The organism is Hyphomonas pacifica (assembly GCF_000682675.1).
GTDB classification, from domain to species: Bacteria; Pseudomonadota; Alphaproteobacteria; order Caulobacterales; family Hyphomonadaceae; genus Hyphomonas; species Hyphomonas pacifica.
In genome coordinates this window covers 37,954-64,197 of sequence record NZ_AWFA01000010.1, presented here as the reverse complement: position 1 = coordinate 64,197, position 26,244 = coordinate 37,954, and the positions used below count along the sequence as shown (strand labels likewise).

Below are 26,244 nucleotides of genomic sequence, written 5' to 3'. Positions count from 1 at the left end.
GACTCAAATATGGCGATAAAGTGTCAAAGCTGATGAGTCCGGGCAAGAGGCGAAACCAAGTCTAACAGTAAATTTAGCCTGCACCGCCTACAGTCAGGGCACCCACTTTGAGGGTTGGTTGTCCGACGCCAACCGGCACGGACTGGCCGGCCTTGCCGCACACGCCGACGCCGTCATCCATGGCGAAATCGTTTCCGATCATCGTGACATCCTGCAGCACGGTCGGCCCATGGCCAATCAGGGTCGCATTCTTCACTGGCGCGACGACTTTGCCGTCCTCGACCAGATAGGCTTCGGTACACTGGAAGACGAAATTGCCTGAGGTGATGTCGACCTGACCGCCCCCAAAGTCGACGGCCCACAGGCCGCGCTTGATGGAGGAAACGATTTCTTCCGGATCTTTGTCTCCGCCGAGCATCACCGTGTTGGTCATCCGCGGCATGGTGGAGGCTTCATAGCTTTCCCTGCGACCGTTACCCGTTGGTCGCTGGCCCATGAGTCGCGCATTCAGGCGGTCCTGCATGTAGCCCTTGAGAATGCCATCCTCGATCAGAACCGTGCGTTGGGTTGGTGTGCCCTCATCATCGAAGGAGAGGGAGCCGCGGCGGCGTTCAATGCTGCCATCGTCAATCACGGTGACGCCTTTCGCGGCAACCTGTTCACCGATTCGGCCCGCATAGACGCTGGTGCCCTTGCGGTTGAAGTCTCCCTCAAGGCCATGGCCGACGGCCTCATGCAGCAGAACGGCTGGCCAGCCAGGTCCGAGCACGACTTCCATTTTGCCGGCGGGAGTCGGGATGGATTGCAGGTTTACGGACGCCTTCTGAATTGCGCGCTTGACCATTTGCTGCCAGCGCTCCGGCTGGATCCATTCTTCATAGGCCGCGCGGCCACCTGCGCCTGCGCCAGCAGACTCGCGGCGGCCATTCTCTTCCAGCGTCACGGAAACATTTAGGCGAACCAGGGGGCGCACTTCAGAGAAGGTCGCGCCATCAGGGCGGACAATGTCGATTTCCTTGTGGCTGCCCGCAAGAGAAACGGAGACCTGTACAACGCGCGGATCATAAGCGCGGGTCCAGGCATCAATCTCCGCCAGCAGGCCTGTTTTTACGGAAAAGTCGGGCGCCGCGGTTGGGTCGATCGGCTCATACAGGCGGCGATTGATCGGTGTCGGGCCAACATCCAGTTTGCCATCGTGGCCACGTCTGGCCTGAGACGCCGTACTGGCGGCGCGCTTCAGAGCATCGAGAGACAGTTCGGACGCATAGCCGGAACCCGTCGATTCTCCTGCGACAACACGCAAGCCAAAGCCCTGGTCTGTGTCAAAAGCGGCCGATTTGAGCCGGCCATCATCAAAGACAAAGCTTTCAGAGCGGGAGCGCTCAATGAACAGATCGCCGTCATCCGCCCCTTGCGTGGCATCAGCGAGAATTTGTGAAGCTTTGGCGAGGTCGAAGGGCAGGGGAGTCTGTGTCATCCAGAATAGATGCGCGACGCCTCAGCCGCCCGCAAGGGCAAAGCCGCATATCGCGTATCAGTTTGTCGTGACCTCAAACCGCGAAAGTTGCCACTCGGCAAGATCCCATTCCGGCTTCAGTTCCACCGCTTTCTGGAAGTCCAGATAGGCACCTTGGATGTCTCCGAGCTTTTCCTTGGCAATGGCGCGATTGTAATAAGCGGCGTGGATGTCACTGGATTGCAGGCCGATTGCCGTGGTCAAGGCCTCTAATGCCTCGGGATAATCCTTGAGGAATATGTATGCTGCTCCTTCATTCAGATAAACTTCACCGGCTTCCGGTTTAAGTTTCTTGGCGGTTTCGTAATCGGACAAAGCCTTGTCATACTTGCCTGCACGCATCCGCAACACGCCGCGATTCGTGTATGTGGCGGCCCGATTGCTGGGATTCAGAGCCTCTGATTCGATGGCGCGGGTGCAGATTTCCTCTCCCTCACCGGGGCTGAGCTTTTCATACTTTGCGGCTTCAAAGCACTCCTTGGCGATGCCTCCGCCCAGGATTGTGACCTGTGCAAAAGCCGCAGGTGTGGCGGCGACAAGCGCAAGCGCAGCCAGACTTATTGTCTTTTTCATGCTGGTCGGACTTTCGTGTGATTTTGTACTATTTTCCGAAATTACCATAGAAGCAGCAGTCCGACGACAACCTGCGACAATATTGAGCGCGGAAAGTGGTAGGTTGCGGCTAATACGTATTGTAGATACAGGAGCACAGATTCCAACGAGACGAGGATTCCTTCGTGCGACACCTTATTGCCGCCATGTGCGCCGCCATTCTGGCTGGTCCGGCACTGGCATTCGAACCGACCGACGGCGCGCTGGGTATGCAGCCCGCTGCAACACGTATCGCGGAACGTATTCATCAGTTCCATGGATTTGTGCTGGTTATCATCACCATCATCACGATTTTCGTGTTGGCCCTGCTGCTCTGGGTGATTTTCCGCCACAATAAAAAGGCGAACCCGCAGCCGCGTAAATTCAGCCACAACACCCTGGTTGAGGTTGTCTGGACGGTGGTTCCAGCCCTGATCTTGGTTGCGATTGCCAGCCAGTCCTTCCCTAACCTGTATTATCAGGATGTGGTGCCGAACCTGGAGCAGATCTCCAGCAAGTCGAAGCAGTTGCAGGCCGATGGCAAGACGGGGGCTTATGAACGCTACACCAAGAACTACTTCCCTGAAGCGGCTGAGAAGGGCTTTGTGAACGTCAAGGCGCAAGGCAACCAGTGGAACTGGACCTACACCTATCCCGATATCGTTGATGATGCTGGCTATCCGCTGGAATTCGTTTCCAATCCGATGCATGTTGGCCTGTCTACGGACCCGACCAATGCTGGGCCACGCAACCTGTCTGTCGATTACCCGATGGTGGTTCCGGTTGGCCGTTACGTGCGTTACTACACGGCTGCGGCTGACGTCATCCATTCCTGGGCCGTCCCGGCCTTCGGTGTGAAGACAGACGCTGTTCCAGGCCGTCTGAATGAGGGGTGGTTCCTCGTTGATCAGCCTGGGGTCTATTACGGCCAGTGTTCAGAGCTTTGCGGTGTGAACCACGCTTTCATGCCGATCGAAGTTCGGGTTGTCAGCGAAGAAGAATATGCCCGTTGGGCCGAATTGATGCTGGCTGGCGATTATGACGCTGCGGCCGCTTCCGTTCGTCAAGTTGCATCCACTGAGCAGGCGACCCAGTTCGCCGCCAAACAGTAATCTGAGAGAAGAGTGAATCGCCATGCCTATGGATGAAGTTGCCCTCAACCATCACGACGCACACGATCACAAGCCGGGCTTTTTCAAGCGTTGGCTGTTTTCCACCAACCATAAAGATATCGGTACGCTCTACCTGATCTTCGCACTGATTGCTGGTATCGTAGGTTACACCCTGTCTGGCCTGATCCGCTGGGAACTGGCTGAGCCGGGTATCGGTGTGCTGACGCAATTCGTTTCCGGTGAAGGCGATGTTGCCATTCAGAATGCCAAGCATTTCTACAATACCGTCATCACCTATCACGGTCTGATCATGATCTTCTTCATGGTCATGCCGGCTCTGATCGGTGGCTTCGGCAATTGGTTCGTGCCGTTGATGATCGGCGCGCCGGACATGGCTTTCCCGCGCATGAACAATATCTCGTTCTGGCTGACGGCAGCTGCCTTTGTCCTGGCCTGTATCTCCATGATGGTCCCGGGTGGATCTGCCGGTAACGGCTTTGCCGGTGGCTGGGTTCTCTATCCGCCGCTGTCTTCCACAACCGGCCACCCTGGTCCAGCCATGGATGTACTAATCCTGTCTCTGCATACGGCGGGTATCGCGTCCATCCTCGGCGCCATCAACTTCATCGTGACTATTTTGAACATGCGCGCGCCTGGCATGACGCTGCACAAGATGCCGCTGTTTGCGTGGGGCGTTCTGGTCACGGCTGTTCTTCTGCTTCTGTCTCTGCCGGTTCTGGCTGCCGCGCTGACGATGCTGCTGACCGACCGTAACTTCGGTTCGCAGTTCTTCAATCCGGCCGGTGGCGGTGACCCGATCATGTTCCAGCACCTGTTCTGGTTCTTCGGTCACCCGGAAGTGTACATCATGATCCTGCCGGCCTTCGGCATCATCAGCCACATCGTCTCGACCTTCTCCAAGAAACCGATCTTCGGTTATCTCGGCATGGCCTACGCCATGGTGTCTATCGGTGTGATCGGCTTCGTTGTGTGGGCGCACCACATGTATACGGTCGGTATGAATGTTGACCTGAAAGCCTACTTCGTGGCCGCAACCATGGTCATCGCGGTTCCGACGGGCATCAAGATCTTCTCATGGATCGCCACAATGTGGGGCGGCTCCATTGAGTTCAAAGTTCCGATGCTCTGGGCAATCGGCTTCATCTTCCTGTTCACCGTTGGCGGTGTGACTGGTGTGGTTCTGGCAAACGCCGGTATCGACCACGCCCTTCACGACACCTACTACGTCGTTGCGCACTTCCACTACGTGCTGTCCCTCGGCGCCGTGTTCGGCCTGTTCGCTGGCTGGTACTACTGGTTCGAGAAGATGTTCGGCATTAAGTATAATGGATTCATTGGTGGCCTGCACTTCTGGCTGATGTTTGTCGGGTCTAACGTCCTGTTCTTCCCGCAGCACTTCCTGGGGCTGCAGGGCATGCCGCGCCGCTATATCGACTATGCTGACGGCTTCGCCACCTGGCACCACATCTCTTCCATCGGCTATGCGATCACGCTGGTTGCAACCCTGGTCTTCTTCGTGGGCCTGGTTGAAGCTCTCGTCCGCCGCCGCAAGGGTGTCGCCAATCCGTGGGGTGAAGGCGCGACGACCCTGGAGTGGACGCTGTCGTCTCCGCCGCCGTTCCACCAGTATAACGAGCTGCCGCACGTTACTGCGAAAGGTGGCCACTAATTCAAGGGAGGAGGGCGCGGCCCTCCTGCCAGTCTGAATGAAACACGGGGCGGCCCAGCGTACAAAGGCGCATGGGCCGTTTCGCTTCTAAGTTCTCACCAAGAGCACCCATGACCGACATGTCTGCATCCCACACGAAACGCTACGCCACAGCAGGTGATTATGTTCAGCTGTTGAAGCCGCGCATCATGATGCTGGTCGTCTTCACGGCAGTGTCCGGTCTTATTGCAGCTGTCGGTGTTACCGGTCAGTCGATCAATCCGATCATGGCGGCCATTGCCACGCTCTCGATCGCGCTGGGGTCTGGCGCGGCAGGCGCGATCAATATGTGGTACGATTCCGATATCGATCAGATCATGACCCGCACTTCGACGCGGCCGATCCCGTCCGGCGCGGTGCCGCGTGAGGAAGCGCTGGCCATGGGCCTGATCATGAGCGGTGTTTCCGTGATGCTGATGTGGCTCGCGTCCAATTGGCTTGCAGCGGGTTTGCTGGCCTTTTCTATCTTCTATTATGGCGTGATCTACACGATGTGGCTGAAGCGTTCGACGCCTCAGAACATCGTCATTGGTGGTGGGGCCGGGGCGTTTCCCCCGGTCATCGGATGGGCCGCCGTAACAGGCAACACGCCGCTGGATGCATGGATTCTGTTCGCGATCATCTTCTTCTGGACACCTCCGCATTTCTGGGCGCTCAGCCTGCTGGCGCATGGCGAGTACGAAAAGGCCGGTGTGCCCATGCTGCCGGTGACGCACGGAGCCAAGACGACGCGTAACCAGATCCTGCTTTACACTTTGCTGCTCGTGCCACTGGCCATGACGCCGCTTCTGACAGGACTTGGCGGTTGGCTCTATGGCGCTGTTGCGGGTGTGTTGGGCCTGGCCTTCCTGTCCTATGCTGTCCGTGTTTGGCGGTCCCATGCAGGCGACAAGGGCGCCGCGCCGGCTGACATGAAATTGGCCAAGGGCATGTTTCTGTTTTCAATCCTCTATCTGTTTCTGGTCTTCGCGGCTCTCATCGTTGAGCACGCGTTCGGGCTGTATTTTCCGGTAAAGGTGTTCTGAGATGACTGAGCCGGATAACAAATACGAAGGGCAGTTTACGGCGCCCTATACGCCAAGCGCAGAGGAGCAACTTGCCCGCCGCAGCCGTAACCGTGTTCTGGGCTTTGCCCTGGCGACTTTTGTTATTCTGGTTGGTGTGGTTACCTTTATTCGCCTGTCTTCATCCGATCTCAGCAAGAGCGGTTTCTATTATAATTTCAAGGATAAGGCCGCTGATGAGGAGATGGAGTTGCCGCCCGGCATGGATCCGGACCAGGCTGCTCCCCCACCAAGTCTAACGCCAATCGAGCCAGAGGCGGATGAACCGCGCGGGGAGGATCTGTAATGAAGCTTTCCAATGTCCAAGTCGCGGCTATCTCACTCGCCGTTTTTGGGGGCATGCTGGGGCTCGGCTTTGCCGCGGATCCGCTTTACAACACCTTCTGCCGTGTCACCGGATTTGGCGGCACAACCCGAATCGCGACAGCTGCGCCGGATAAGGTTGCTGATCAGATGGTGCATGTCCGCTTTGACGCAAACGTTGCGGATATGCCGCTGGTTTTCCGCCCGCTACAGGCGGACCAGACACTGAAGTTGGGCCAGCATGGCCTTGCCTTCTATGAGGTTACAAACCCGACGGACCGTGAATACCGCGTCGTTGCCACCTATAATGTGACCCCGCACTATGCCGGCCCGTTCTTCTACAAGCTGGAATGCTTCTGTTTTGAAGAGCGTGTCATTGCGCCTGGGGAAACCAAGAAATTGCCTGTTGTCTATTTTGTCTCCGCAGACATGCAGGATGATCGCGTTTCGCGAAATCTGGAGACAATAACACTTAGCTATACGTTCTTTGAAAGCTCGGCCTATTCAGGGCCAAAGGAAGCCGCTGTAAAAGGTGCGGCGAATTCGGCCAAACCCGGCTGATACAGTTGCGTTTCCTATGCGGAGCGGGCTAAAGAGCGGTCTGATTCATGTGAATTTCTAGAGGGGTCTAAAAGGCCATGGCTCACGACGAAGTCAAACACGATTACCATCTCGTCAATCCATCCCCCTGGCCACTGCTGGGGTCTATGTCCGTCGTCGTTACGGCGCTTGGCGGGGTAACCTTCATGAAAGGCCTTTTCGGCCTTGAACAGGGCACCTGGTGGCTGCTCGCCCTTGGCTTGGCCATGATCATGTGGGTCATGTTCGGCTGGTGGCGCGAAGTCATCAAGGAGGGCCGTGTAGGGGACCACACGCCAGTCGTTACGATTGGTCTGCGTTACGGGATGATCCTGTTCATTGCCTCCGAAGTCATGTTTTTCGCTGGCTGGTTCTGGAGCTTCTTTGAATTTGCGATCTTCGAAAGCGCTCGGGTCGGCCCGAACTGGGACTCTGCAAACCCGCTTTTCGCTGATGGTCTCGCCCGTTTCAAGGACTGGCCGCCGGTTGGGGTTGAAACCTTTGATCCTTTCCACCTGCCGCTGATCAACACGCTGATCCTTCTGCTCTCCGGCACGACAGTTACCTGGGCGCACCACGCGCTGCAGCATGACGACCGCTCCGGGGCAAAGCTTGGCCTTCTGCTGACGATCATCCTCGGCATGGCATTCACCTGCCTGCAGGTTTTCGAATACCAGCACGCCCAGTTCACCTTTGACGGCACGCTGTATGGCTCAGCCTTCTTCATGGCGACCGGCTTCCACGGTGCCCACGTTGTGATCGGGACGATCTTCCTGATTGTCTGCTTGCTGCGCCTGATGGCTGGCAACATGACGTCAGAGAAGCACCTGGGCTTCGAGTTTGCTGCATGGTACTGGCACTTCGTTGATGTTGTCTGGCTGTTCCTGTTTGCCTTTGTCTATGTGGTGCCATTCCTGGCTCATGGCGGTTAGGCAATCTTGCTGACGAGCTAATCTACACCAGGCCCGCCGGCGACATGCCTGGCGGGCCTGATTTTATTCAAGGTAGAGTTTTCCATGAGCTTTCGGCCATATCCAGTGATGACGGCTTTCACACTGTTCAGCCTGGTCATCCTCATCCTGCTCGGGAACTGGCAGTATGGCCGGTTCAGCGAGAAGATGGCACTAGATGAGATGGAGCCTGAATGGCAGATGCTGGAAGGCCGCGTCGTGCCGGGCAGCGAAGCCATGGTCTACGCTTATGCGGATGGGGCTTCCGCCTGGCGCCGAGTGGTGGCGATTGATCGCGGCGACGACATTGTCTTCACCACGATTGAACTGTTGTATCAGGTCGAAGCGCCGGTGCCGTGCCAAGGCCCAGATTGCGGATCCAATCTCAAATTCGCGGCAGAGGGAATCTACAAGGCGCCGGGTGGAAAGAACCCGTTCGCGGGCAAGGATCACCCTGCCTCTGGCGTGTTCTACACCTATAAACCTGCGGAACTTTCGCAGTTGCTGTCACCGGAGAATGCGTCGCGCGTCAATCCGGATGTCTTTGAACCTCAGACATTGCGCATGGTCGAGAATGGGCGGGCGAAGGCAGGACGCAACCCGTTCGCCCGGCTCCGAATGGATGACCAGCTGCCGCCCCAGCGGCATTTTGGCTATGCGATTACGTGGTGGGGGCTCGCCATGGCCTTGCTGGCTGTGTATCTGGCTTTCCATCACCAGAAAGGCCGCTTGCGGCTACGCGGAAGGAATGGATCGTGAAGTATATTTCCACACGGGGACAATCTGAACCTGTTGATTTTGTCGGGGCATGCCTCGCTGGTCTGGCACCCGACGGGGGGCTGTACGTTCCGGAAACATTTCCGTCCATTGCTCCGGCGAAGATTGGTGAAACCTACACTCAGGTTGCGGCGCGTATTTTGTCTGCTTTCGCTGGAGATGCCCTGTCCCAGGATGAATTGGAGCCGCTGTGTGAGAAGGCCTATGGCTCTTTTGCGCATCAGTCTGTTGCACCGCTGACGCAGACCGGCCCGGCCAGTTGGTTGCTGGAGTTGCACCATGGTCCAACGCTGGCCTTCAAGGATGTGGCGATGCAGCTAATCGGCCAGCTGTATGATCACCTGCTGGCAAAGACAGGCCAGCACATGACGATCATGTGCGCGACCTCTGGCGATACAGGCGGCGCTGCGGCAGCTGCCTTTGCGGAGGCGAAAAATGCCAATCTGGTCATCCTGCACCCGTTTGAGCGGATCTCGCCTGTGCAGCGCCTGTTCATGACGACCACTGGTGCGGACAATGTTTTCAATCTGGCCCTGGATAGCGACTTCGACACATGCCAGACGATTGTGAAATCCCTGTTTTCGGATCGTGACTTTGTCACACGCGTTGGCCTCTCTGGCGTCAACTCCATCAACTGGGTGCGTATCGCGGCGCAGATGGTATATTACGCGACAGCTCAAGCTGCGCTGGCCCAGCCCATCCGGTTCGTAGTGCCGAGCGGGAATATGGGCGATGCCCTCGCAGGTTACGTGGCCGCACGTTGCGGAATGCTGACAGGTGGCCTGGAAATCGTCTGTGCTGTGAACGAAAATGATTCCCTGGCACGCATTTTCAATACGGGCATCATGGCGAGGGAGGCTGCGGTTTCCACGCCCAGTCCCGCTATGGATATCTCCATCCCGTCCAATTTCGAGCGCCTGCTGTTTGAACTGTCCGGACGTGACAGCGATGTCGTGCGTGTGGCCTATAATACGTTTGCCCAGTCCGGAGAGGCCATGTTGCCGGAAAACGTGACCAGTAGGCTTGCCTGTTCCGGCATGAAGGCGGCGAGTGTCAGTAATCTGGACACAATGGCCGAGATGAAAAGAGTTGAAGCCGAAACCGGCTGGCTAATTTGTCCGCACACGGCCGTTGGAACGCATGTTGCGCGCTCCTTGCCGACGGCTGATGTGGCGACAGTTGTGTTGGCAACGGCATCTCCTGCGAAATTCCCTGAAACGGTTCTTGAGGCGACGGGCCGTGACTGTCCGTTGCCGGATCGTGTCAAAGGACTGCGCGATCAGGAAGAGGTGTTTGAGCGTATCGAAGCAAATCTTGGTGCGGTTCGCGCGCGCGTGGAAGAGATCACCGGGTAGGTCATGCCTCCGAGAAGAAAGGATACGGTCCTTGTTTCAGAACGTCTTGTGATCACACCGGCGCGGAAATCTGACTTTGAAGACTGGTCTGACTTACGCAAATCAAGCCGCAAGCATCTGGAGCGATGGGAGCCGCTATGGGCCAAGGATGCCAATTCCAAGGCAGACTGGACGCGGCGCACGCATGCCTGGAAAAATGGATGGAAGTCTGGCCGGGCTTTTGTATTCCTGATGCGGCGTCTGAAGGATGACCGTCTTGTGGGCGGAATCTCTCTCACCAATGTTCGCCCATGGCCCGCAAGCGCAGCCAGCATGGGCTATTGGCTCGGCAAAGACTTTCAGGGCCATGGTTATATGGCCGAAGGCGTAGGGGCCGTTTGCCGGTGGTCTTTCAGTGAATTGGGGCTTTATCGCATAGAGGCAGGCATTCTGGCATCAAACCTGCGTTCCCGGAAAGTATTGGAAACAAACGGATTTCAGGAAGAGGGACATGCAAAGGCTTATCTCGAAATCGCGGGCGAACGCCGCGATCATGTCCTTTTCGCCCTCGTCAGGCCGGAGTGATAGCGATACATATGGTTACATGACCCTGGCCCCGACCACTCAGCCCCAAGGCAGTTGGCATTGGTTTGCCCCTACGCGGCGGCTGGTCATTGAGGCGGGTAATGGCAGCGCATTGTCTGAATTGGCCGGGGACTGGACGCTGGATGCCATCGAGCAAATGTTTGAGGGCCTGAGCCGAGGACGTCTGGCCCAAGCCTTTGCGGATAATGACGGCCCCGTCAGATGCGCGCTGCGCCTGTCGCGTGGTGAGGACATTCATCTTGTTGGGGCGTTTATTGGCGATGTCGAGGCGCATGGCCTGCTGCTCAGCGGCTCTGAGTTTTCGGACATGGATCCGTCGGACCTGAAGCCTGGCCCGGATTTGCATCCCGTGTTCCAGCCCATTGTCTCGCTTGCCAATGGCAAGATCGCCGGGTTTGAGGCCTTGGCGCGCTGGGATGATGGTGACGTGAAAGCGCCCCCAAGTCGGTATGAGGATGAGGCACTTGCGTCCAACATGCTGATCCGCTCGGCGGAGACATTGTCAAACTTGCGCGAAGCCTCCGGACGCGATGATCTGTTCATGCATGTGAATTTGACGGCGCGGGATCTGGCGAGAAATGCCCTGCCTGCACTGGTTGAGGCATTGATGAATGGCTATGGCTTGCCTGAGCGCGCTATCCGTATCGAGCTGACGGAGCAGGCGGCGCTGCGCGACGAGAATCATGCCCTGGCCGCTGTCATGGCATTGAAGGCCGTGGGGGCGGGGTTGGTACTGGATGACTTTGGGACAGGGCATTCATCCTTTGCCTGGCTGGCGGATTTCCCGGCAGACAGTCTAAAAGTGGATCATGGCCTGACGCGCCGTCTCGGTCAGTATCGTACTGACACCATCCTTGGCGCAATCACTCTGCTGGCCAGCCGACTGGGCATGACGACAACGGCAGAGGGCGTTGAGAACAAGGAAGACGCGGCGCGCCTGCGCAGCCTTGGTTTTGACTATGCGCAAGGATTTGCGTTCGCGCGGCCAATGGATGAAGAGGCCGCCTTGAAGTTCCTCGTCAGCTAATCAGGCGCGGCCCGGATCGACCTGCAGGCGCCCCGTATCAATGCCCAGGCTGCTCAATGCCTTATGCCACTTTTCTTCATGGTTTTCGCCGAACACCAATTCAGGGTCCGGATCGGCGACGAGCCAGGCGTTTTCCGCCAGTTCATATTCCAGCTGTCCGGCACCCCAGCCGGAATAGCCTAGAGCGAGCACAGAGCGCCGCGGTGCTGCCTCAGACGCAATAGCGTGCAGGATGTCTCGTGTCGCGGTCATGCAGAGGTCGTCATTGACCTCCAGCGTTGCGCCTTCGCTCATCACGTCTTCAGTATGAAGGACGAAGCCGCGATCACTGCTGACCGGACCGCCATCGAGCACGTAGGTATCGGATACCTCGATCTCGAGGGGGACATCCAGTTGCTCAAGAAGCTGGGGCAGCTTCAGGCCGACCATTGGTTTATTGAGAACAATTCCCATCGCAAATTCCGGCGAGTGGGCACACAGCAGGATGACTGACCGGGCAAATCTCGGGTCCCCGATGCCCGGCAAGGCAATCAATACTTTTCCTGTCAGCTCAGCATCCATACGTCCGTATACCTTTATGCCATGATGCTGAGGCAAATGCAGGGCCTTGGCAAGGGATAGCGCGCTTGTCGCATGAGTGTGGAAGACCTATCTCAGCTACACGATGATCAAGGAGAGAAAGATATGAGCATCAAGGTCGGCGACAAGCTTCCCGAGGCTACCTTCATGGAAATGACGGCAGATGGCCCGCAACCCCGTACAACGGCGGACGTTTTTGGCGGCAAGACTGTCGCGCTGTTCGCGGTTCCGGGCGCTTACACACCGACTTGTTCGGCACGTCACCTGCCGGGCTTTGTCGACAAGGCCGGTGACCTGAAAGCCAAAGGCGTGGACGAGATTGTCTGTACCTCGGTCAACGATGTGTTCGTCATGGGCGCATGGGGCAAGGATGCCGACGCAAATGAAAGCGTGCGCATGCTGGCGGATGGCAATGGCGCCTTCGCAAAGGCTGTTGGCCTGGAAATGGACGCGACCGGCTTCGGCATGGGCCAGCGCTCCCAGCGTTACTCCATGATCGTGAAAGATGGCGTGGTGTCTGAGCTCAATGTGGAAGACGGCGGTGAGTTTAAGGTGTCCAGCGTGGATTACATGCTGAGCCAGCTCTAATTCCGGCGAGATTTTTCAAGCAAACTGAGACATAAAGGGTGCGTCTGGTGGGGCCGGGCGCACCTTTTTTTCGCTCAAAATTTATTGAATAACGGAAAACTCTCCCCACCTTAAATACAAGTAATAATAAAGGAGAGGGACCGTGGACCCGATTTTTGCTGTCGTTATTCTGGTTGCTATTGTCGGTCTGATCGGCCTGACATCTGCCTTTAAGTTTGTGCCACAGGGCTACAACTACACGGTTGAACGGTTTGGTCGTTACACGCGCACGCTCGGGCCGGGCATGTCCATCATCACGCCGTTCTTTGATCGTGTCGGTCGCAAGATGAACATGATGGAGACGGTTCTGGATGTGCCACAGCAGGAGGTGATCACCAAGGATAACGCCATGGTTTCCTGCGACGCGGTGGTCTTCATCCAGGTCGTGGATGCCGTGTCTGCGGCTTATGAAGTCAACAATTTGCATCACGCCATTACAAATCTGGCACTGACGAACATCCGTACGGTTGTCGGCTCAATGGATCTGGATGAAGTGCTGTCGAATCGCGACGACATCAATGCGCGCCTGCTGACGGTTATTGATGCGGCAACCAATCCGTGGGGCGTGAAGGTCACCCGTATAGAGATCGCAGACCTCAGCCCGCCGGCGGATATTACCGAGGCCATGGCTCGCCAGATGAAGGCAGAGCGCCTGAAGCGTGCGGAAATCCTCACCGCAGAAGGCGACAAGCAGTCTGCCATTCTGAAGGCTGAGGGTCAGAAACAGGCGCAAATTCTGGAGGCCGAAGGCCGCCGGGAAGCTGCCTTCCGGGACGCTGAAGCCCGCGAACGTGAAGCCGAAGCCGAAGCCAAGGCGACCGAAATGGTCAGCCAAGCCATAGCAGCCGGTGACGTAAACGCCATCAACTACTTCCTCGGCCAGGCCTATGTTCAGGCCTTTGAGAAACTGGCGTCCTCCAACCAGCAGAAGACGGTCATCATTCCGGCGGAGTTCTCCAGCATCATTGGCACAATTGAAGGCATAAAGGGACTGACGGACGCTAAGAAGAAGGAGGACTGACGCATGGAACAGATCTTCACTGAGCTGACATTCTGGCACTGGCTTGCGATTGGTCTACTGTTGTTTGGTATCGAGATGATGACCGGTACATTCGACCTGCTGATGGTCTCCATCGCAGCCTGGCTGACGGCCGCCTTTGCCTATTTCGCACCGGACAGCCTGTCGGCCTGGCAGGGCCAGCTTATTGTGTTCGGCATAGTGGCGTTCGCGCTTGTTATCTTGGGCCGCACTGTTCTCTCGGGCATGCGTAACACAGGGGAAGAACACCCCACACTCAATAAGCGTATGGCCAGCCTGGTTGGCCAGCGCGGCATTGCAACCTCTGACTTTTCTGCAGCCGGTAGCGGCCGCATCAAGATCGGCGATACTGTCTGGGGGGCAGAGACGTCAGACGGCTCCACCATCAGCGAAGGTGAAGCCGTGATTGTCGAGGGCGCGCGCATGAATACGGCCCTCGTTCGCAAGGCGGTCTAGGACTTATCAGTGCGCGGCTTCGATAAAGTCGCGCACATCCTGGGACAGCTTCTCACCATCCTTTTCCTTCAGATACATCATGTGGCCCGCATCGTAATAGTCGAACTGCACACGGTCCAGTACTACGCCATTCTTGTAGAGGGACATTTCTGCGCCAAAGAATGGCGTGGCCAGATCATACCAGCCTGAAGCCAGCAGAACCTTCAGATCAGGATTTTCCCGCATACCTTTGCCCAGCCATGGCGTGACATTCACATAGGATGGCCAGCCACGATTATTCATATCCCAGTTCCACTGGGACCCTGGCTCTCCGGTCAGAACCTTGTAAGGCCGAGTGAAATCAACTTTCAGCTCTCTCGTCAGATAGTCATTGATGGCAGCCACATAGGCGACATCCATTCCGTATCCGGATGGATCGTTTTCCGGCATGTCGCTGGTGCCTTCACTGTCAATGCCTTTGTAGCGTCCGTCGAAGCGACCAACCGTGTAGCCTTCGCGGCGCAGCAATTCCTTGCGAAAACGTGTTGGGTCCACACGCAGATTGGCCAGCTTGATCCACTCAGCCGAGACACCAAGATAGGCGCTCATCTCATTGGCGATTTGAGTTTCCTCTGCATCGGATAGAGTGGAGCCGCGGATCAGGGCAGGGGCCAGCGTCTCAATGGCATAGGTACGCGCATCGATGACGAAGGCGGCAAAATCATTGTTCCATTTCGCCTTGTCGGCCTTGCCGTGATACCAGGCGATGGCAGCTTCTGTCGGGAAGAAGGAGAGGTGAGCAGTGTCATTGCCTGGCGCGAAACGCGCAGTCTGGAAGTCCAGGATCGCGGAGATCAGGATAACGCCATTCAGGCCAATGCCATTCCAACCGCCTTGCAACTTTTCCGTCAGTGCCGCGGCGCGTGTTGTGCCATAGCTTTCGCCGGCAAGAAATTTCGGGCTGTTCCAGCGACCATTCTCGGTCAGCCAGAGGCGGATGAATTCGGCAATGCTCTCTGCGTCTTCATTGACGCCGTAGAACTCCTTGCCTTCGGTATCGCCGAGCGGGCGGGAATAGCCGGTGCCCACAGGATCAATGAAAACGAGGTCTGTTACGTCGAGCAGGGAATTCTGGTTGTCGCGGATCGTATAGGGCGGTGCGCCAACCCCTTCGGCATCAGACGGGGTGATAACTTGTTTCGGGCCAAAGGCCCCCATGTGCAGCCAAAGCGATGCAGAGCCTGGGCCGCCATTGAACACGAAGGTGACGGGGCGCTGCGTAGCATCGTTTAATCCATCGCGTACGTAAGAGACGGAGAAGATGGAGGCCATTGGCTCATCCTTCTCGTCGCGCAGATAGGTCTCGCTCGCGACAGTCTTGTATTTGATCGTTGTTTCCTTGAGACGAAGGGTGTGATCCGAGGCAAAAGTGCTTGGGTCCGGAATCTCCGCAGTTTTTTTGTCGTCTTTTGGAGCTTCTTGGGCAAAGGCCGCCCCGGAAGAGACAACAAGGCAAATAGCAAATAACCAGCCACGCATGACACACCTCAAACTTGTTTCTGTTTGAGGTGGACCCTAGCCAGCCATTGCAAGTGTCGCAAGGGCACGGGCATGCAAGTGTTTGTTCTGAATAGAAAAACAGCGGCCTCCGGAGAAGCCGCTGCCAGTATTTCCGGTTGGGGAATGAATCAGGATGCGTTCGGCGAGATGCCGAAATTCGCATTCGCGGCTGGCGGCGTAACGCTGGCGGATGGTCTGTTTTCGGCTGCTGCGCGAGGGGCTGCGTCTTTAAGCGGATCTTCTGCGTGCTTTACCTGACCTTCAAATACAGCATTGGACTGAATCTGCAGAGAAGAGTGAACGATGTCGCCTTTGACATGTGCGCCGGTTTCCAGCTCGACCTTGCGGGCGCGAATGGAGCCCTTGATGCGGCCTTTCACTTTGACCACTTCGGCTTTCACTTCGCCGGTAATGTGACCGCTCGCACCGATCGTGATGTCGGTCGCGGTAACATCGCCATCGACAACGCCGTCGATCTGAAGCGCGCCTTCAGAGCTGACTGAGCCATTGATTTTCATGTCGGCGCAAATGATGGAGGCCGCGCGGGCTGCGGGTTTCGAGGAAGCACCGCGAATGGCTTCCTGCGTGGGAGCAGCTTTCATGGGTTCGGCCTGCGGTGGGGTCGAGGCTGAGGATTTATTGCTTTTGGTGAACATGACGGCCTGCTTTCAAGAATTTAATAGGATCATATGGTTTGCCGTTGAACCACACTTCGAAATGAAGGTGGTCGCCGGTGCTTCGCCCAGTCGTGCCCATCTTCCCCACAAGGTCACCGACGTTGACGATGTCCCCTTTTTTTACCGTAATGGAGCGCAGGTGGCCATAGCGGGACTTGAAACCATGTCCATGGTCAATTTCCACCAACCGCCCGTACCCTGAGCGTGCCCCAGCATAGCTCACAACACCCGGCCCTGAAGCCACGATGGGTGCGTTACGGTAAGCTGCCAGATCAAGGCCATTATGCCAGCCGGGACGCTTGGTAAAAGGATCGACCCGAACGCCATAATCACTGGTCAGACGGTATGGCACACCGACTGGCCGATTGATCGGCAGACTTTCAAGAATTTGCTCATAATACTGCATTTCAGCGACACGCGCCTGCGTTTCGGCAAGTCGCTGATAGAAGGCGGCGCTTTGATCGGAAACGCCATTTGCGCCGGAAGTCAGATTGGCCATGGAAACAAGCGGTCCGCCCATTTCCGTGCCTGAGAGGATACGGTCACTGCCAACGGAAGTCAGCTGGATAACACTGCGCGCACGCTCTGCGCGGTCAATGGCCATCTCTTCTGCTTCGTTTAGCATACGCTCTTGATTGTATTTCAGGTTGCGGACACTGACGCGTGTTCCGCTGGTATCCAAGGAGGCTGTGATCCGGAAACTGTCGCGGGACTGGCGTGTATCAGCTTCCTCAATGGATGCCTGGACGAGAAGATTTGCGCCATCACCCTTCAGAGCGGAGACTTCCAGGTCTTCTTCGCCTTTGAGTTGTTCGAACAGATCTTCCAGAGCTTTCTGGCGATCTTCCCATTCGGCAGTTTCTTTTTGAAAGGCATCGGTTCGCTCTTCCAGCAGAGATCGGGACAGCGCATCCTTGGCGCGCAGTTCCTGCACCCAACGCTCATACTTTGCCAGTTCGCGATCATCCGGATTGCCTGTCAGTGCGCCAGATGAGCCGCCCAGTGCGAAGGAACCTGTCAGGAAGATTGTCCATCCGGCAACGGCCGCTGCACCCAGTGCAAAAATGGCCTGCTGCCAAGGAGAAATGGAAATGTAACGGACTGTGCCGCCACTACGATGATATATCTGCCGTTCCGGAAATGCGCGATCGAACGTCGCCTTGAGGTTCGCACTCCATTTCGCCATTCACGCCACCCGTCGACTGAAATCACACCGCCTACTGCAACAGTCCTTACAGCAAGTTCCCAAACCCGTTGCCAATATACATACCTTAATCACTTCGAGACGAAACCCCTAGGGAGCATAATTTATGCTAATTTTCGCCTCATAGGGTAAACCTCCCATTAATATTAAATTATTTCGCCTTAGACCTTATATTCAATACGAATTGATCACTCTGGTATCGAGCTTAAAACGTCCTCTGCGTGGCCTTTCACGCGGACTTTTTTCCAAACTTTAATGATTGTTCCCTTCGGATCGATAAGGAATGTCTCGCGGGCGATTCCCATATAAGTACGTCCATACAATTTCTTCTCAACCCAAGTGCCATAGGTTTCGGTGACTTCACCGCTTTCATCGCTGGCCAAGATGACTTTAAGGTCGTGCTTCGCAGCAAAATTTTCATGCTTTTTGAGACTATCGCGAGAGACGCCTACAATTTTTGCGCCCTTCGCCTCAAATGTGTCTGCGAGGGCAGTGAAGTCTTTCGCTTCATTTGTACAGCCGGGGGTGTTGTCTTTCGGGTAGAAGTACAAAACCAGATAATTGCTTGTGAAGTCCTTCAACTTAACCGGGCCTGATGTGGACGGCATGGAGAAGTCCGGAGCCTTTTGGCCCACTTCGAGTGTATCTGCCATGTATTCCTCCTATGGTGCGCTTAGAGTCAGTTGCATATATCGCTATTAAGCCGTTGTTCGGGGTTCAAGTAACCTTCCACACCAAACCGGAGCCGACATTTGGTTCGCAAGAAAGCCTCACTCATCATTCTCGAAATTCTGGGCGGCTTGATTCTTCTGGCGATCGTTCTGGCGGGAATACTGGTCTTCCGTCTCTCTAGTGGCCCAATCAAACTGGAGATCTTCCGGGATGATATCGAGAAAGCCCTTTCCAGCGCCAGGAATGGCAGGCCTGTTACGTTGGATGATGTCTATCTGGAGTGGTCTACCAAAGATCGGCGGGTTCTGGTGACTGGCAACGGCCTTAGCCTGATAGATGATGAGGGCAATGTTACTGCAGAAGCAAAGCACGCCAGGATCGTTCTGGCGGGGTCTGCACTCGTTTTCGGAGATGTCGAAGTTCTCGGGCTCGTGATGCAGGACGGCTGGGTCGATGTCGAGCAGAAAGCTGACGGAACATGGCGCATGGGCGGAGATCCCTTGCCAGAACTGCCGGAAGGCACACTGCCGCAAAATCCTTCCGAATGGCTGGACCGGGCAAACACTGTCTTGCCGCAAGTGCTGACAGCCGTTCAGCAGGCGCAGGAAGAGTTCAGCCTGGAACGTGTGTCTTTCGAGAATTTCGAAATCCGCGTGAAGGATGCCGAGGGCACGCCAATCATGCAGCTGATCGATTCCCGGGGTCTTATGTCGCGTGATGAAGATGGCTTCAGCCTGTCTGTTTCCGGTAGCGGCGTTGGAGAAGGCTTACCAGGCGGTCTTGCCATGGACATCCGCACAAGCGATCGCAGTCAACGCATGTCTGCCGAGTTTGCTGTGGCGGACTGGCCTTTGGCTGACCTTGCCAGCCGCTTTGGTGTCGGCGGAGAAAACCTGAGCGGCCTGCCTGCGAATGTTTCGGTAGAATTCGACACATCGGCCAGTGCCGGTGTGGAGGAGGTTTCTCTCAAAGCGCAGCTGGCTGAAGGCAAACTTCCTTTTGCTGGAGAAGCGCGGGAAGTTTCCGATCTGGACATCACACTCACTTACAAGGCCGGAGAAGACCAGTTGGACCTTGTGGGGACAAGTACCAGAGCAGGCCCGATTTCAGGCGAGCTTGCCCTTACACTGAGCAATGCTTTGAAGGGCACGGGACCAAGGCCTTTCCAGATGGAGAGCAAGGATTTAGTGCTCGATCTGACTCCCGGCTTCGAAAGCGCCCTACGACTTGGAGTCGTTAGCGCAAAGGGAAGTATAGATCTGCCTGAGCGACGCATCGAGAATACGCACGCGACCTTCAGCTATGGCGATACGGTCTTCAAGGCGGACCTGAACCTGGCGCTCACAAAGGACAAGATAGATCAACAGCCCCCCATTCTTGGCACCATCGAATTGGAAAGCGAAGGTGGCGTAACCAAGGACACCGTTCTGGCCTTTTGGCCTGTCGGTTTGGGAACTGGCGCGCGGAATTTTACCATGCAGCGCATCGAAGCAGCAGAAGTTTCCGGCCTTGCTGGACGTCTGGAACTCAAGCGGGACAGCTTTGCAAAAGGTTTTCTGAGGGACGAAGACCTTAACCTCACCTTTAATGTCACCGGCGCGCAAGTGCGCTTTCTGGATGACTTGCCCGCTGTGAAGAATGCGACAGGCAAAGGTCGCCTAACAGGCAACAGCTTTCGGGTAACGGTCGATTCTGCCGACTATGGGGGGTGGGATGTCGGTGAGGCTCTGGTTGATTTTCCGGCCTTCAATCCAAAAGGCGAAGACTTCCGTGTGTTTGCCAAGGGCCAGGGTCCTGTCCAGAATATTATTCGTATTCTCAATGAGTCGCGTCTGAAACTGGACTTTGATGCAGAGCGTCTCAGTGGTGATGCCGAAATGACATTCGAAATGTTTCGTCCGGCGCTAGATGATGTTCCGTATGAAGATGTCCAATTCTCTGCCATCGGGACTTTGGAGAATGGGGGCCTGATGAATGCCGCTTTAGGCTTGAACCTGAAAAAGGCGTCTTCGAAGATTAATGTTGATCAAGACGGGATCATGATTTCAGGCTTTGGGGAACTCGGTCCTGCGCCGGTGCAATATACTTGGCGCGACGGGTTCGGTGATGATGATCAACCCTCAGCGCTATCCGCGAGCGCAATCATTACGGCTGATGTATTGAACCGGTTTGGATTGCCGGGCAGGGCATATCTTACGGGAGAAGTGCCGACGGAGGTCCAGGCCTCCATCCAGGATGAGTCCGTTTCTCTCGCGACGGTCTCTGCAGACCTCACTGAAGCGCGTATTGATCTTTCCGAGCTGGGCTGGATCAAGCCTGCGGGAGATAGTGGCAAAGTTTCGGTCGTTTATTCGAACAAGGATGATGGCTTCTCTTCTGACGTATTGTTCACCAGTGCCGAGGCGTATCTTGACGGCACATTTGCGCTCGGCAAGGATTCCCGCATTATTTCCGCTCAAGTTCGCCGGGCATATCTCGCTGACACGGCTGATGTGAAGGGAGATGTACGCAGGGGGGAGGACGGCAACCTCGTCGTTGGTCTTGAGGGGACGTATCTGGATCTTTCCGGCGCGTTGCCGGGTCTGGGGGCGATTGAGAATGCCGATTCCGATAATGGGACGCCGCTGCGAGTAAATGCCAAGCTTGATACGCTCACACTGGGGCCGGGCCTGAACGTTCGCGGGGCAACCGCGTCGTGGTACTCCACATCTGCGGGGATGCAGCGCTTTGCCGCCAATGGTGCGACCGATGACGGCTCTCCATTTGAGGTGAAGCTTGACGGCACAGGAACGGATGGCACAGACATTCGTGTTGTCAGTGGTGATGCAGGCTTTCTGGCCAGCGCATTCCTCGGCCTGGACTTTCTGGAAGGCGGCAAGCTGGAAGTGGAGGGCAGGCTGGCACCTAAGGGGCAGGCCTCCAAGTTTGATATTGCGATCATAAATGGACGTGTGCAGAATGCCCCTGTGCTAACTCAGATACTTTCGTTGGCATCCTTGCGGGGGCTGGCAGATACCCTTGGCGGGGAGGGCGTGCTCTTCTCACGGATTGATATTCCGCTGACGCTAGCAGCAGACCGCTATGTTGTGACGGGCGGCAAGGCGCAGGGCCCCGCGCTGGGACTGACCGTGAACGGATTTCTTGAGTCCAAGACGAATGAGATCAGCGTAGATGGCGTGCTTGTGCCAAGCTTCGGAATGAATTCCGCGCTGGGCAGCATTCCGATCATCGGCGACCTTGTCGTTGGCCGTGATGGCGAAGGTGTCTTCTCGCTGACCTACAGTGTTCGGGGAAGCCTTGAGAAGGCGAACGTGTCCGTGAACCCGCTATCCGCCCTGGCGCCTGGGGTGATCCGCCGAGTGTTTGAAAACCCGGCGGATACATCCATTCCTGAGGCCAAGCCACGGCCCGAGGACGAGCCGATCCCGTCAGAACTGCCCCCTATTCCTGAAGAGGAATTCTAGACGGCTTTCACCAGGGCGTGGCGCTTCTTGCCGGCTGACAGCTTGATCGTGCCGTCGATAATATTATCAGCTGACAAAGCGGCATTCTGGTCTTTAACCTGAACATCGTTGACTTTGGCGGCGCCTTGCTTGATCAGCCTGCGGGCTTCGCCATTGGAATCGGTCAGGCCAGCTGCCATGAATGCCGCTGCGACCAGCATTCCGCCTTCAATCTCTGCTCTGGCCACTTCGACGGTGGGCAGGGCCTCGGCTGAACCTCCTTGCGCGAAGACGGCGGCAGCGGCAGCTTCGGCTTCCTTCGCGGCGGCCTCGCCATGCAGCAGCGTTGTCGCCTCATTGGCCAGTGTGATTTTCGCCTGATTGATCTCAGCGCCTTCAAGCGTTTCTAGGCGAGCGATCTCTTCCAGCGGCAATTCGGTAAACAGGCGAAGGAAGCGGCCTACGTCAGCGTCCTCTGTATTGCGCCAGAATTGCCAGTATTCATACGGACTCTTGCGGTCAGCGTTCAGCCAGACAGCGCCGTCCGCTGTCTTGCCCATCTTGGCACCCGACGCCGTGGTGATGAGGTGCGCGGTGAGACCGTACACTTCGCCGCCATCGGCCTTGTGGACCAGGTCCACACCGCCAACGATATTGCCCCATTGGTCTGACCCGCCAAACTGCAGGCGGCAATTCTGTCTACGGAACAGTTCAAGAAAGTCATAGGACTGCATCAGCAAATAGTTGAATTCGAGAAACGTGTAGGGCTGCTCAGCCGCGAGGCGGCGGGCGACCGTATCCTGCTTCACCATTGTGTTGATGGTGAAATGCACACCAACTTCGCGTAGCATGTCGATATAACCGAGCTTGCTGAGCCAGTCGTCATTATTGACCATGATGGCGTCTGTTGGGCCGTCCCCGAATTTCAGGAAGGGCTCGAACGCTTTCTTGATGCCGGCAATGTTCGCTTCGATCTGCTCATTGGTGAGCAGGGGCCGGGACTTTTCCTTGTCGGTCGGGTCACCCACTTTCGTGGTGCCGCCGCCCATCAAGACGATCGGCTTGCCGCCAGCCTTTTGCAGCTGGCGTAGCATCATGATCTGCAACAACGAGCCGACGTGAAGGCTGTCCGCCGTCGCGTCGAAGCCGATATAGCCGATCGGAGTCCCCTCGCGGCAATACGCATCCAGTTCCTTTGGATGCGTGACTTGCTTGATGTAACCCCGCTCTGACAGGGTCTTCAGGAATTCCGACTTGTATTCGCTCATTTTCTCGTGTCTCCGTGAGGAAGCCGCGCGTACCATGGAAAGAAGCGATCTTGAACTCTGTGAGTGAAAAATCTGAACCCCAATGGGTCGCGGGCTTCATGTCCGGCACGTCCCTTGATGCCGTGGATGCCGCCTTGATCCTGACAGATGGCGAGAGCGTGCTGGATTTCGGCGCAACAGCGGAGCGCAAATATTTGCCGGAAGAGCGCCGGATTCTGCAGCACGCGACCAAGGCGGCCCGCGCCTGGAACTGGGAGGGCGAGGCGCCTGAAGCCTTGTTCGCGCAGGCGCGAGATGTGATCACTTCAACCCATCAGGCGACTTGGCAGATGCTTCTGGAGGCATGGAGTGGCACCCAGCCGGTTCTCGCCGGGGTGCACGGCCAGACGGTGTTGCATCTGGCACCCAAAGATGGCCGGAAGGGGCAAACGCTTCAGTTGATTGATGGTCCTGCGATGCGTCGCGCGCTCGGTGTGCCGCTCGCCTATGACTTCAGGACTCATGATGTTTCCCAGGGCGGGCAAGGCGCGCCCTTGGCACCAGCCTATCATGCCGCGCTCTTGCGTCGGCTCGGGGATGAAACAGCCTGTGTACTGAATCTGGGGGGCGTCGCTAACATTACCGCGCGCATGTCAGGTGGGGCATTGGTGGCCTTCGATACCGGACCAGCCAACGGCCCGGTCGATGAATGGATAGAAGCCCACGGACAGGGCACGCATGATGTCGATGGCAGGCTCGCTGCGGCAGGTCAGGCCGATGAAGCATTGCTTGCGGGCCTGTTTCAGCGTGATTGGTTCCGCCAGCCGCCTCCAAAGTCTCTGGACCGGTATGATTTCAGTGCTGAAATGGTGCGTGGCCTGTCTCTGGAAGATGGCGCGGCGACGCTGACGCAATTCTCGGCCCGCGCCGTTGCCGCGGGGCTCTCGCAACTGGCCGAATATCCCCGTCGCGTCATTGCCTGCGGGGGTGGACGTCATAATCCAACCATGATGGCAGCCCTGCGCGACGCTGTGAGTTGTCCCGTCCTGACGGCGGAAGAGGTTGGCTGGCGTGGGGACTCAATTGAGGCGGAGGCGTTTGCCTATCTGGCAATGCGAACTGCAAAGGGCCTGCCCATCAGCTGGCCGGATACGACAGGCGTTCCGGGCCCGCTGACAGGCGGCAAATTTCTGGATTAGTCTTTTTCAGCTTCCAGGCGCAGCTTTTCTTCGGCATCGGCGAGGCGTTGCAGAAGATACTCCTCGCAAAGGCCGATCAGCTCTTCGCGCTTGTCCTGATAGAAGTGGTTGGCGCCTTTGATGCGGGCGCGATCAATCTGTTCACCCTTCTGGACGCGAACCTTGGTCAGCGCGCGTTCTACGTCTTCAGGGGAAGAGATCGAATCGGAGTCACCGGAGACGATCAGACCAGACGCCGGGCAGGGTGCCAGGAATGACAGGTCGTAATGGTTGGCCGGAGGGGAGACTGCGAGGAAGCCGTCAATCTCCGGGCGGCGCATCAGCAGCTGAAGTGTGATCCATGCACCGAAGCTGTAGCCTGCACACCATACGAAGCGCGGGCTTTCCGACAGGTTCTCGACATAATCGAGCACATAGGCAGCGTCTTCCAGCTCACCGACGCCTTGGTCGTATTGACCCTGGCTGCGACCGACGCCGCGGGAATTGTACCTCAGGACGCCGAAGCCGTGTCTCTCGAACATCTGATACAGCATGATCGTGATCGGATCCTGCATGGTACCGCCTGCTTTCGGGTGAGGATGCAGGATGAGAGCAATGGGCGCACCTTCATAAGGCGGCTCAGTGTAACGTGCTTCAATGCGGCCCTGTGGGCCAGGAATTATGAGTTCTGCCATGTTATACTCGCTGGTCACGGGGGAAGGGCGCGGTCATAAGCCATTTGGTGTGTGAAAAGCAAATTTTTCTGCACCTGCAAAAAACGCCGGAAGTACGTATATTCATTAGATGATTTACGCAGACCACAATGCAACCTCTCCCCTGAGGCCCGAAGCCAGCGATGCGATGCAGGCTGTTTGGGACATGGGGGCAACCAACCCGTCATCTGTTCATGCATCCGGACGGGCGGCGCGCGCTGTATTGGAAAAAGCACGTTCGGCCATTGGCGGGGCCATTGGCAGCCGCGCCGAGGACGTGGTGCTGACTAGTGGCGGTACGGAAGCTGACAATCTTGCCATTCATGGCATTGTGGCGGCTTTGGAAGGCGAATGCACCTTTCTGGTGTCCGCAATTGAGCATGAGGCGATTGCAAAGCCTGCCGCATTCTCGGGCGCACGTGTTGAGACGGCTTATGTCACGCCGGAGGGCAAGATTGATCTTGAGGACCTCGCCGTGCGGCTCTCGGCTTGGGACCATGAGGCCAAGGGCGTTCCGGTCCTGTGCCTGATGCTGGCGAATAATGAGACAGGCGTGATCCAGCCAGTGGCTGAGGCAGCGGCCCTGGTGCGCGAGGCCGAAGGACTGACTGTGTGTGATGCAGTTCAGGGGCTCGGCAAGATTCCGGTCAATGTGGCCATGCTGGGCGTCGATTATCTCACCCTGTCAGCGCACAAGATTGGCGGGCCGCAGGGCGCGGGCGCCTTGTGGCACCGGGCAGGCGCGCCCTTGAAGGCGGTTCAGCAGGGCGGCGGTCAGGAGCGCGGCCTGCGCTCAGGCACGGAAAACGTAGCGGCGTTTGCCGGATTTCATGCTGCAATCGAAGCGTCCCTGCGCGACATGCCAAAATATGCTAAACTATCGACATATCGTGACGAGATGGAGTGCCTACTGGAAGAACAGGCAGGCGTGACAATCATGGGCAAGGGCGCAGATCGTCTGTCTGGTACGTCCAATTTCGCTCTGCCGGGGTTTGCAGCCGAAACGCAGGTTATGGCGATGGATCTGGCAGGCGTGTGCATCTCAGCCGGGTCTGCATGTTCATCTGGAAAGGTGAAGCGCTCGCTCGTATTGCTGGCTATGGGCGCATCTGATGCCCTTGCGGAATCTGCAATCCGCACCAGCTTTGGATGGAATAGCACGCCGGAAGACTTTAAAGGCGTGGCGGATGCGTGGTTACAGGCGGCCAAACGCACAGTGCTAAAGGAAAAAGCCTGACCTGGTTGCCGGGAGATTACTCCCAGACCCGATTGAGAAGAAAGA

The 26,244-nt window shown here is 56.8% G+C and carries 25 protein-coding genes; 16 read left to right on the top strand and 9 right to left on the bottom strand.

Annotated elements, in window-relative coordinates; translation table 11 throughout:
- Nucleotides 1–73: 73 nt before the first annotated feature.
- Both tldD and HY2_RS04710 read right to left on the bottom strand, forming a co-directional pair.
- Nucleotides 74–1,477 carry a metalloprotease TldD gene (gene tldD / locus HY2_RS04715; RefSeq protein ID WP_034825195.1) on the bottom strand — a complete coding sequence of 468 codons (1,404 nt, stop codon included), beginning with the start codon at nt 1,475–1,477 and terminating at the stop codon, nt 74–76.
- A 57-nt stretch (nt 1,478–1,534) separates the two neighbouring features.
- The gene (locus tag HY2_RS04710; protein WP_034825192.1) at nt 1,535–2,089 is read right to left on the bottom strand and encodes a tetratricopeptide repeat protein; all 555 of its coding nucleotides are present in this window, start codon (nt 2,087–2,089) and stop codon (nt 1,535–1,537) included.
- Between the two features lie 164 nt (nt 2,090–2,253).
- On the opposite strand from HY2_RS04710, the gene coxB reads away from it, so the two are divergent.
- The 10 genes from coxB (at nt 2,254) to HY2_RS04660 (ending at nt 11,588) form a co-directional block, all read left to right on the top strand.
- Nucleotides 2,254–3,219, top strand: coding sequence for a cytochrome c oxidase subunit II (gene coxB / locus HY2_RS04705; RefSeq protein ID WP_034825190.1), 966 nt, complete (start codon nt 2,254–2,256; stop codon nt 3,217–3,219).
- 22 nt (nt 3,220–3,241) lie between these two features.
- Nucleotides 3,242–4,909, top strand: coding sequence for a cytochrome c oxidase subunit I (gene ctaD / locus HY2_RS04700; protein WP_206740994.1), 1,668 nt, complete (start codon nt 3,242–3,244; stop codon nt 4,907–4,909).
- A gap of 110 nt (nt 4,910–5,019) precedes the next feature.
- Nucleotides 5,020–5,973, top strand: a complete 954-nt coding sequence (locus tag HY2_RS04695; protein ID WP_034825186.1) for a heme o synthase — start codon at nt 5,020–5,022, stop codon at nt 5,971–5,973.
- Between the two features lies 1 nt (nt 5,974).
- Nucleotides 5,975–6,298 carry a hypothetical protein gene (locus tag HY2_RS04690; protein WP_034825184.1) on the top strand — a complete coding sequence of 108 codons (324 nt, stop codon included), beginning with the start codon at nt 5,975–5,977 and terminating at the stop codon, nt 6,296–6,298.
- On the top strand, nt 6,298–6,876 hold the full coding sequence (locus HY2_RS04685; RefSeq protein ID WP_034825182.1) for a cytochrome c oxidase assembly protein: 579 nt from the start codon (nt 6,298–6,300) through the stop codon (nt 6,874–6,876). Before HY2_RS04690 ends, HY2_RS04685 begins: the two co-directional genes overlap by 1 nt.
- 77 nt (nt 6,877–6,953) lie before the next feature.
- Nucleotides 6,954–7,826: a cytochrome c oxidase subunit 3 gene (locus HY2_RS04680; RefSeq protein ID WP_034825180.1), complete on the top strand. Its 873-nt coding sequence runs from the start codon at nt 6,954–6,956 to the stop codon at nt 7,824–7,826.
- An 84-nt stretch (nt 7,827–7,910) separates the two neighbouring features.
- Nucleotides 7,911–8,603 carry an SURF1 family cytochrome oxidase biogenesis protein gene (locus tag HY2_RS04675; RefSeq protein ID WP_034825178.1) on the top strand — a complete coding sequence of 231 codons (693 nt, stop codon included), beginning with the start codon at nt 7,911–7,913 and terminating at the stop codon, nt 8,601–8,603.
- Nucleotides 8,600–9,976: a threonine synthase gene (gene thrC / locus HY2_RS04670; protein ID WP_034825176.1), complete on the top strand. Its 1,377-nt coding sequence runs from the start codon at nt 8,600–8,602 to the stop codon at nt 9,974–9,976. The genes HY2_RS04675 and thrC overlap by 4 nt, the downstream gene beginning before the upstream one ends.
- A gap of 3 nt (nt 9,977–9,979) precedes the next feature.
- Entirely contained in the window at nt 9,980–10,540 is a 561-nt protein-coding gene (locus HY2_RS04665; RefSeq protein ID WP_034825174.1) for a GNAT family N-acetyltransferase, read from the top strand.
- Entirely contained in the window at nt 10,467–11,588 is a 1,122-nt protein-coding gene (locus HY2_RS04660) for an EAL domain-containing protein (protein WP_081814926.1), read from the top strand. Before HY2_RS04665 ends, HY2_RS04660 begins: the two co-directional genes overlap by 74 nt.
- Here HY2_RS04660 and HY2_RS04655 read toward each other — a convergent pair whose 3' ends face one another.
- A complete protein-coding gene (locus HY2_RS04655) occupies nt 11,589–12,149 on the bottom strand; it encodes a YqgE/AlgH family protein (protein ID WP_034825172.1) in 561 nt (186 codons plus the stop codon).
- A gap of 123 nt (nt 12,150–12,272) precedes the next feature.
- On the opposite strand from HY2_RS04655, the gene HY2_RS04650 reads away from it, so the two are divergent.
- The 3 genes from HY2_RS04650 (at nt 12,273) to HY2_RS04640 (ending at nt 14,289) form a co-directional block, all read left to right on the top strand.
- Complete coding sequence (locus HY2_RS04650; protein ID WP_034825222.1) at nt 12,273–12,755, top strand: peroxiredoxin; 483 nt, start codon at nt 12,273–12,275, stop codon at nt 12,753–12,755.
- Nucleotides 12,756–12,921: 166 nt separating this feature from the next.
- Nucleotides 12,922–13,815 (top strand): SPFH domain-containing protein, encoded by an 894-nt coding sequence (locus HY2_RS04645; RefSeq protein WP_407066578.1) that lies wholly within the window; start codon nt 12,922–12,924, stop codon nt 13,813–13,815.
- Between the two features lie 3 nt (nt 13,816–13,818).
- Nucleotides 13,819–14,289 (top strand): NfeD family protein, encoded by a 471-nt coding sequence (locus HY2_RS04640; protein ID WP_034825170.1) that lies wholly within the window; start codon nt 13,819–13,821, stop codon nt 14,287–14,289.
- Between the two features lie 6 nt (nt 14,290–14,295).
- On the opposite strand, the gene HY2_RS04635 is transcribed toward HY2_RS04640, so the two are convergent.
- The 4 genes from HY2_RS04635 to HY2_RS04620 all read right to left on the bottom strand — a co-directional run bounded on the left by HY2_RS04635 (nt 14,296) and on the right by HY2_RS04620 (nt 18,362).
- Nucleotides 14,296–15,807 carry a S10 family peptidase gene (locus HY2_RS04635; protein WP_051594721.1) on the bottom strand — a complete coding sequence of 504 codons (1,512 nt, stop codon included), beginning with the start codon at nt 15,805–15,807 and terminating at the stop codon, nt 14,296–14,298.
- Between the two features lie 149 nt (nt 15,808–15,956).
- The gene (locus tag HY2_RS04630; RefSeq protein ID WP_241762390.1) at nt 15,957–16,430 is read right to left on the bottom strand and encodes a bactofilin family protein; all 474 of its coding nucleotides are present in this window, start codon (nt 16,428–16,430) and stop codon (nt 15,957–15,959) included.
- 34 nt (nt 16,431–16,464) lie between these two features.
- Entirely contained in the window at nt 16,465–17,691 is a 1,227-nt protein-coding gene (locus HY2_RS04625) for a peptidoglycan DD-metalloendopeptidase family protein (RefSeq protein ID WP_034825164.1), read from the bottom strand.
- A 206-nt stretch (nt 17,692–17,897) separates the two neighbouring features.
- Nucleotides 17,898–18,362, bottom strand: coding sequence for a peroxiredoxin (locus HY2_RS04620; protein WP_034825162.1), 465 nt, complete (start codon nt 18,360–18,362; stop codon nt 17,898–17,900).
- 99 nt (nt 18,363–18,461) lie between these two features.
- On the opposite strand from HY2_RS04620, the gene HY2_RS04615 reads away from it, so the two are divergent.
- Nucleotides 18,462–21,845 (top strand): YhdP family protein, encoded by a 3,384-nt coding sequence (locus HY2_RS04615; RefSeq protein WP_034825160.1) that lies wholly within the window; start codon nt 18,462–18,464, stop codon nt 21,843–21,845.
- Here the strand turns inward: HY2_RS04615 and tyrS are convergent.
- Nucleotides 21,842–23,092 (bottom strand): tyrosine--tRNA ligase, encoded by a 1,251-nt coding sequence (gene tyrS / locus HY2_RS04610; RefSeq protein WP_034825158.1) that lies wholly within the window; start codon nt 23,090–23,092, stop codon nt 21,842–21,844. The genes HY2_RS04615 and tyrS overlap by 4 nt on opposite strands.
- A 59-nt stretch (nt 23,093–23,151) precedes the next feature.
- Here tyrS and HY2_RS04605 point away from each other — a divergent pair, with 59 nt between their 5' ends.
- Complete coding sequence (locus HY2_RS04605; protein WP_233346716.1) at nt 23,152–24,270, top strand: anhydro-N-acetylmuramic acid kinase; 1,119 nt, start codon at nt 23,152–23,154, stop codon at nt 24,268–24,270.
- Here HY2_RS04605 and HY2_RS04600 read toward each other — a convergent pair.
- On the bottom strand, nt 24,267–24,944 hold the full coding sequence (locus HY2_RS04600; protein ID WP_034794151.1) for an alpha/beta hydrolase: 678 nt from the start codon (nt 24,942–24,944) through the stop codon (nt 24,267–24,269). The two genes, HY2_RS04605 and HY2_RS04600, sit on opposite strands and share 4 nt — an antisense overlap.
- 109 nt (nt 24,945–25,053) lie before the next feature.
- Between HY2_RS04600 and HY2_RS04595 the strand changes: the two genes are divergently transcribed.
- The gene (locus HY2_RS04595; protein ID WP_034825157.1) at nt 25,054–26,199 is read left to right on the top strand and encodes a cysteine desulfurase family protein; all 1,146 of its coding nucleotides are present in this window, start codon (nt 25,054–25,056) and stop codon (nt 26,197–26,199) included.
- Nucleotides 26,200–26,244 lie beyond the last annotated feature (45 nt).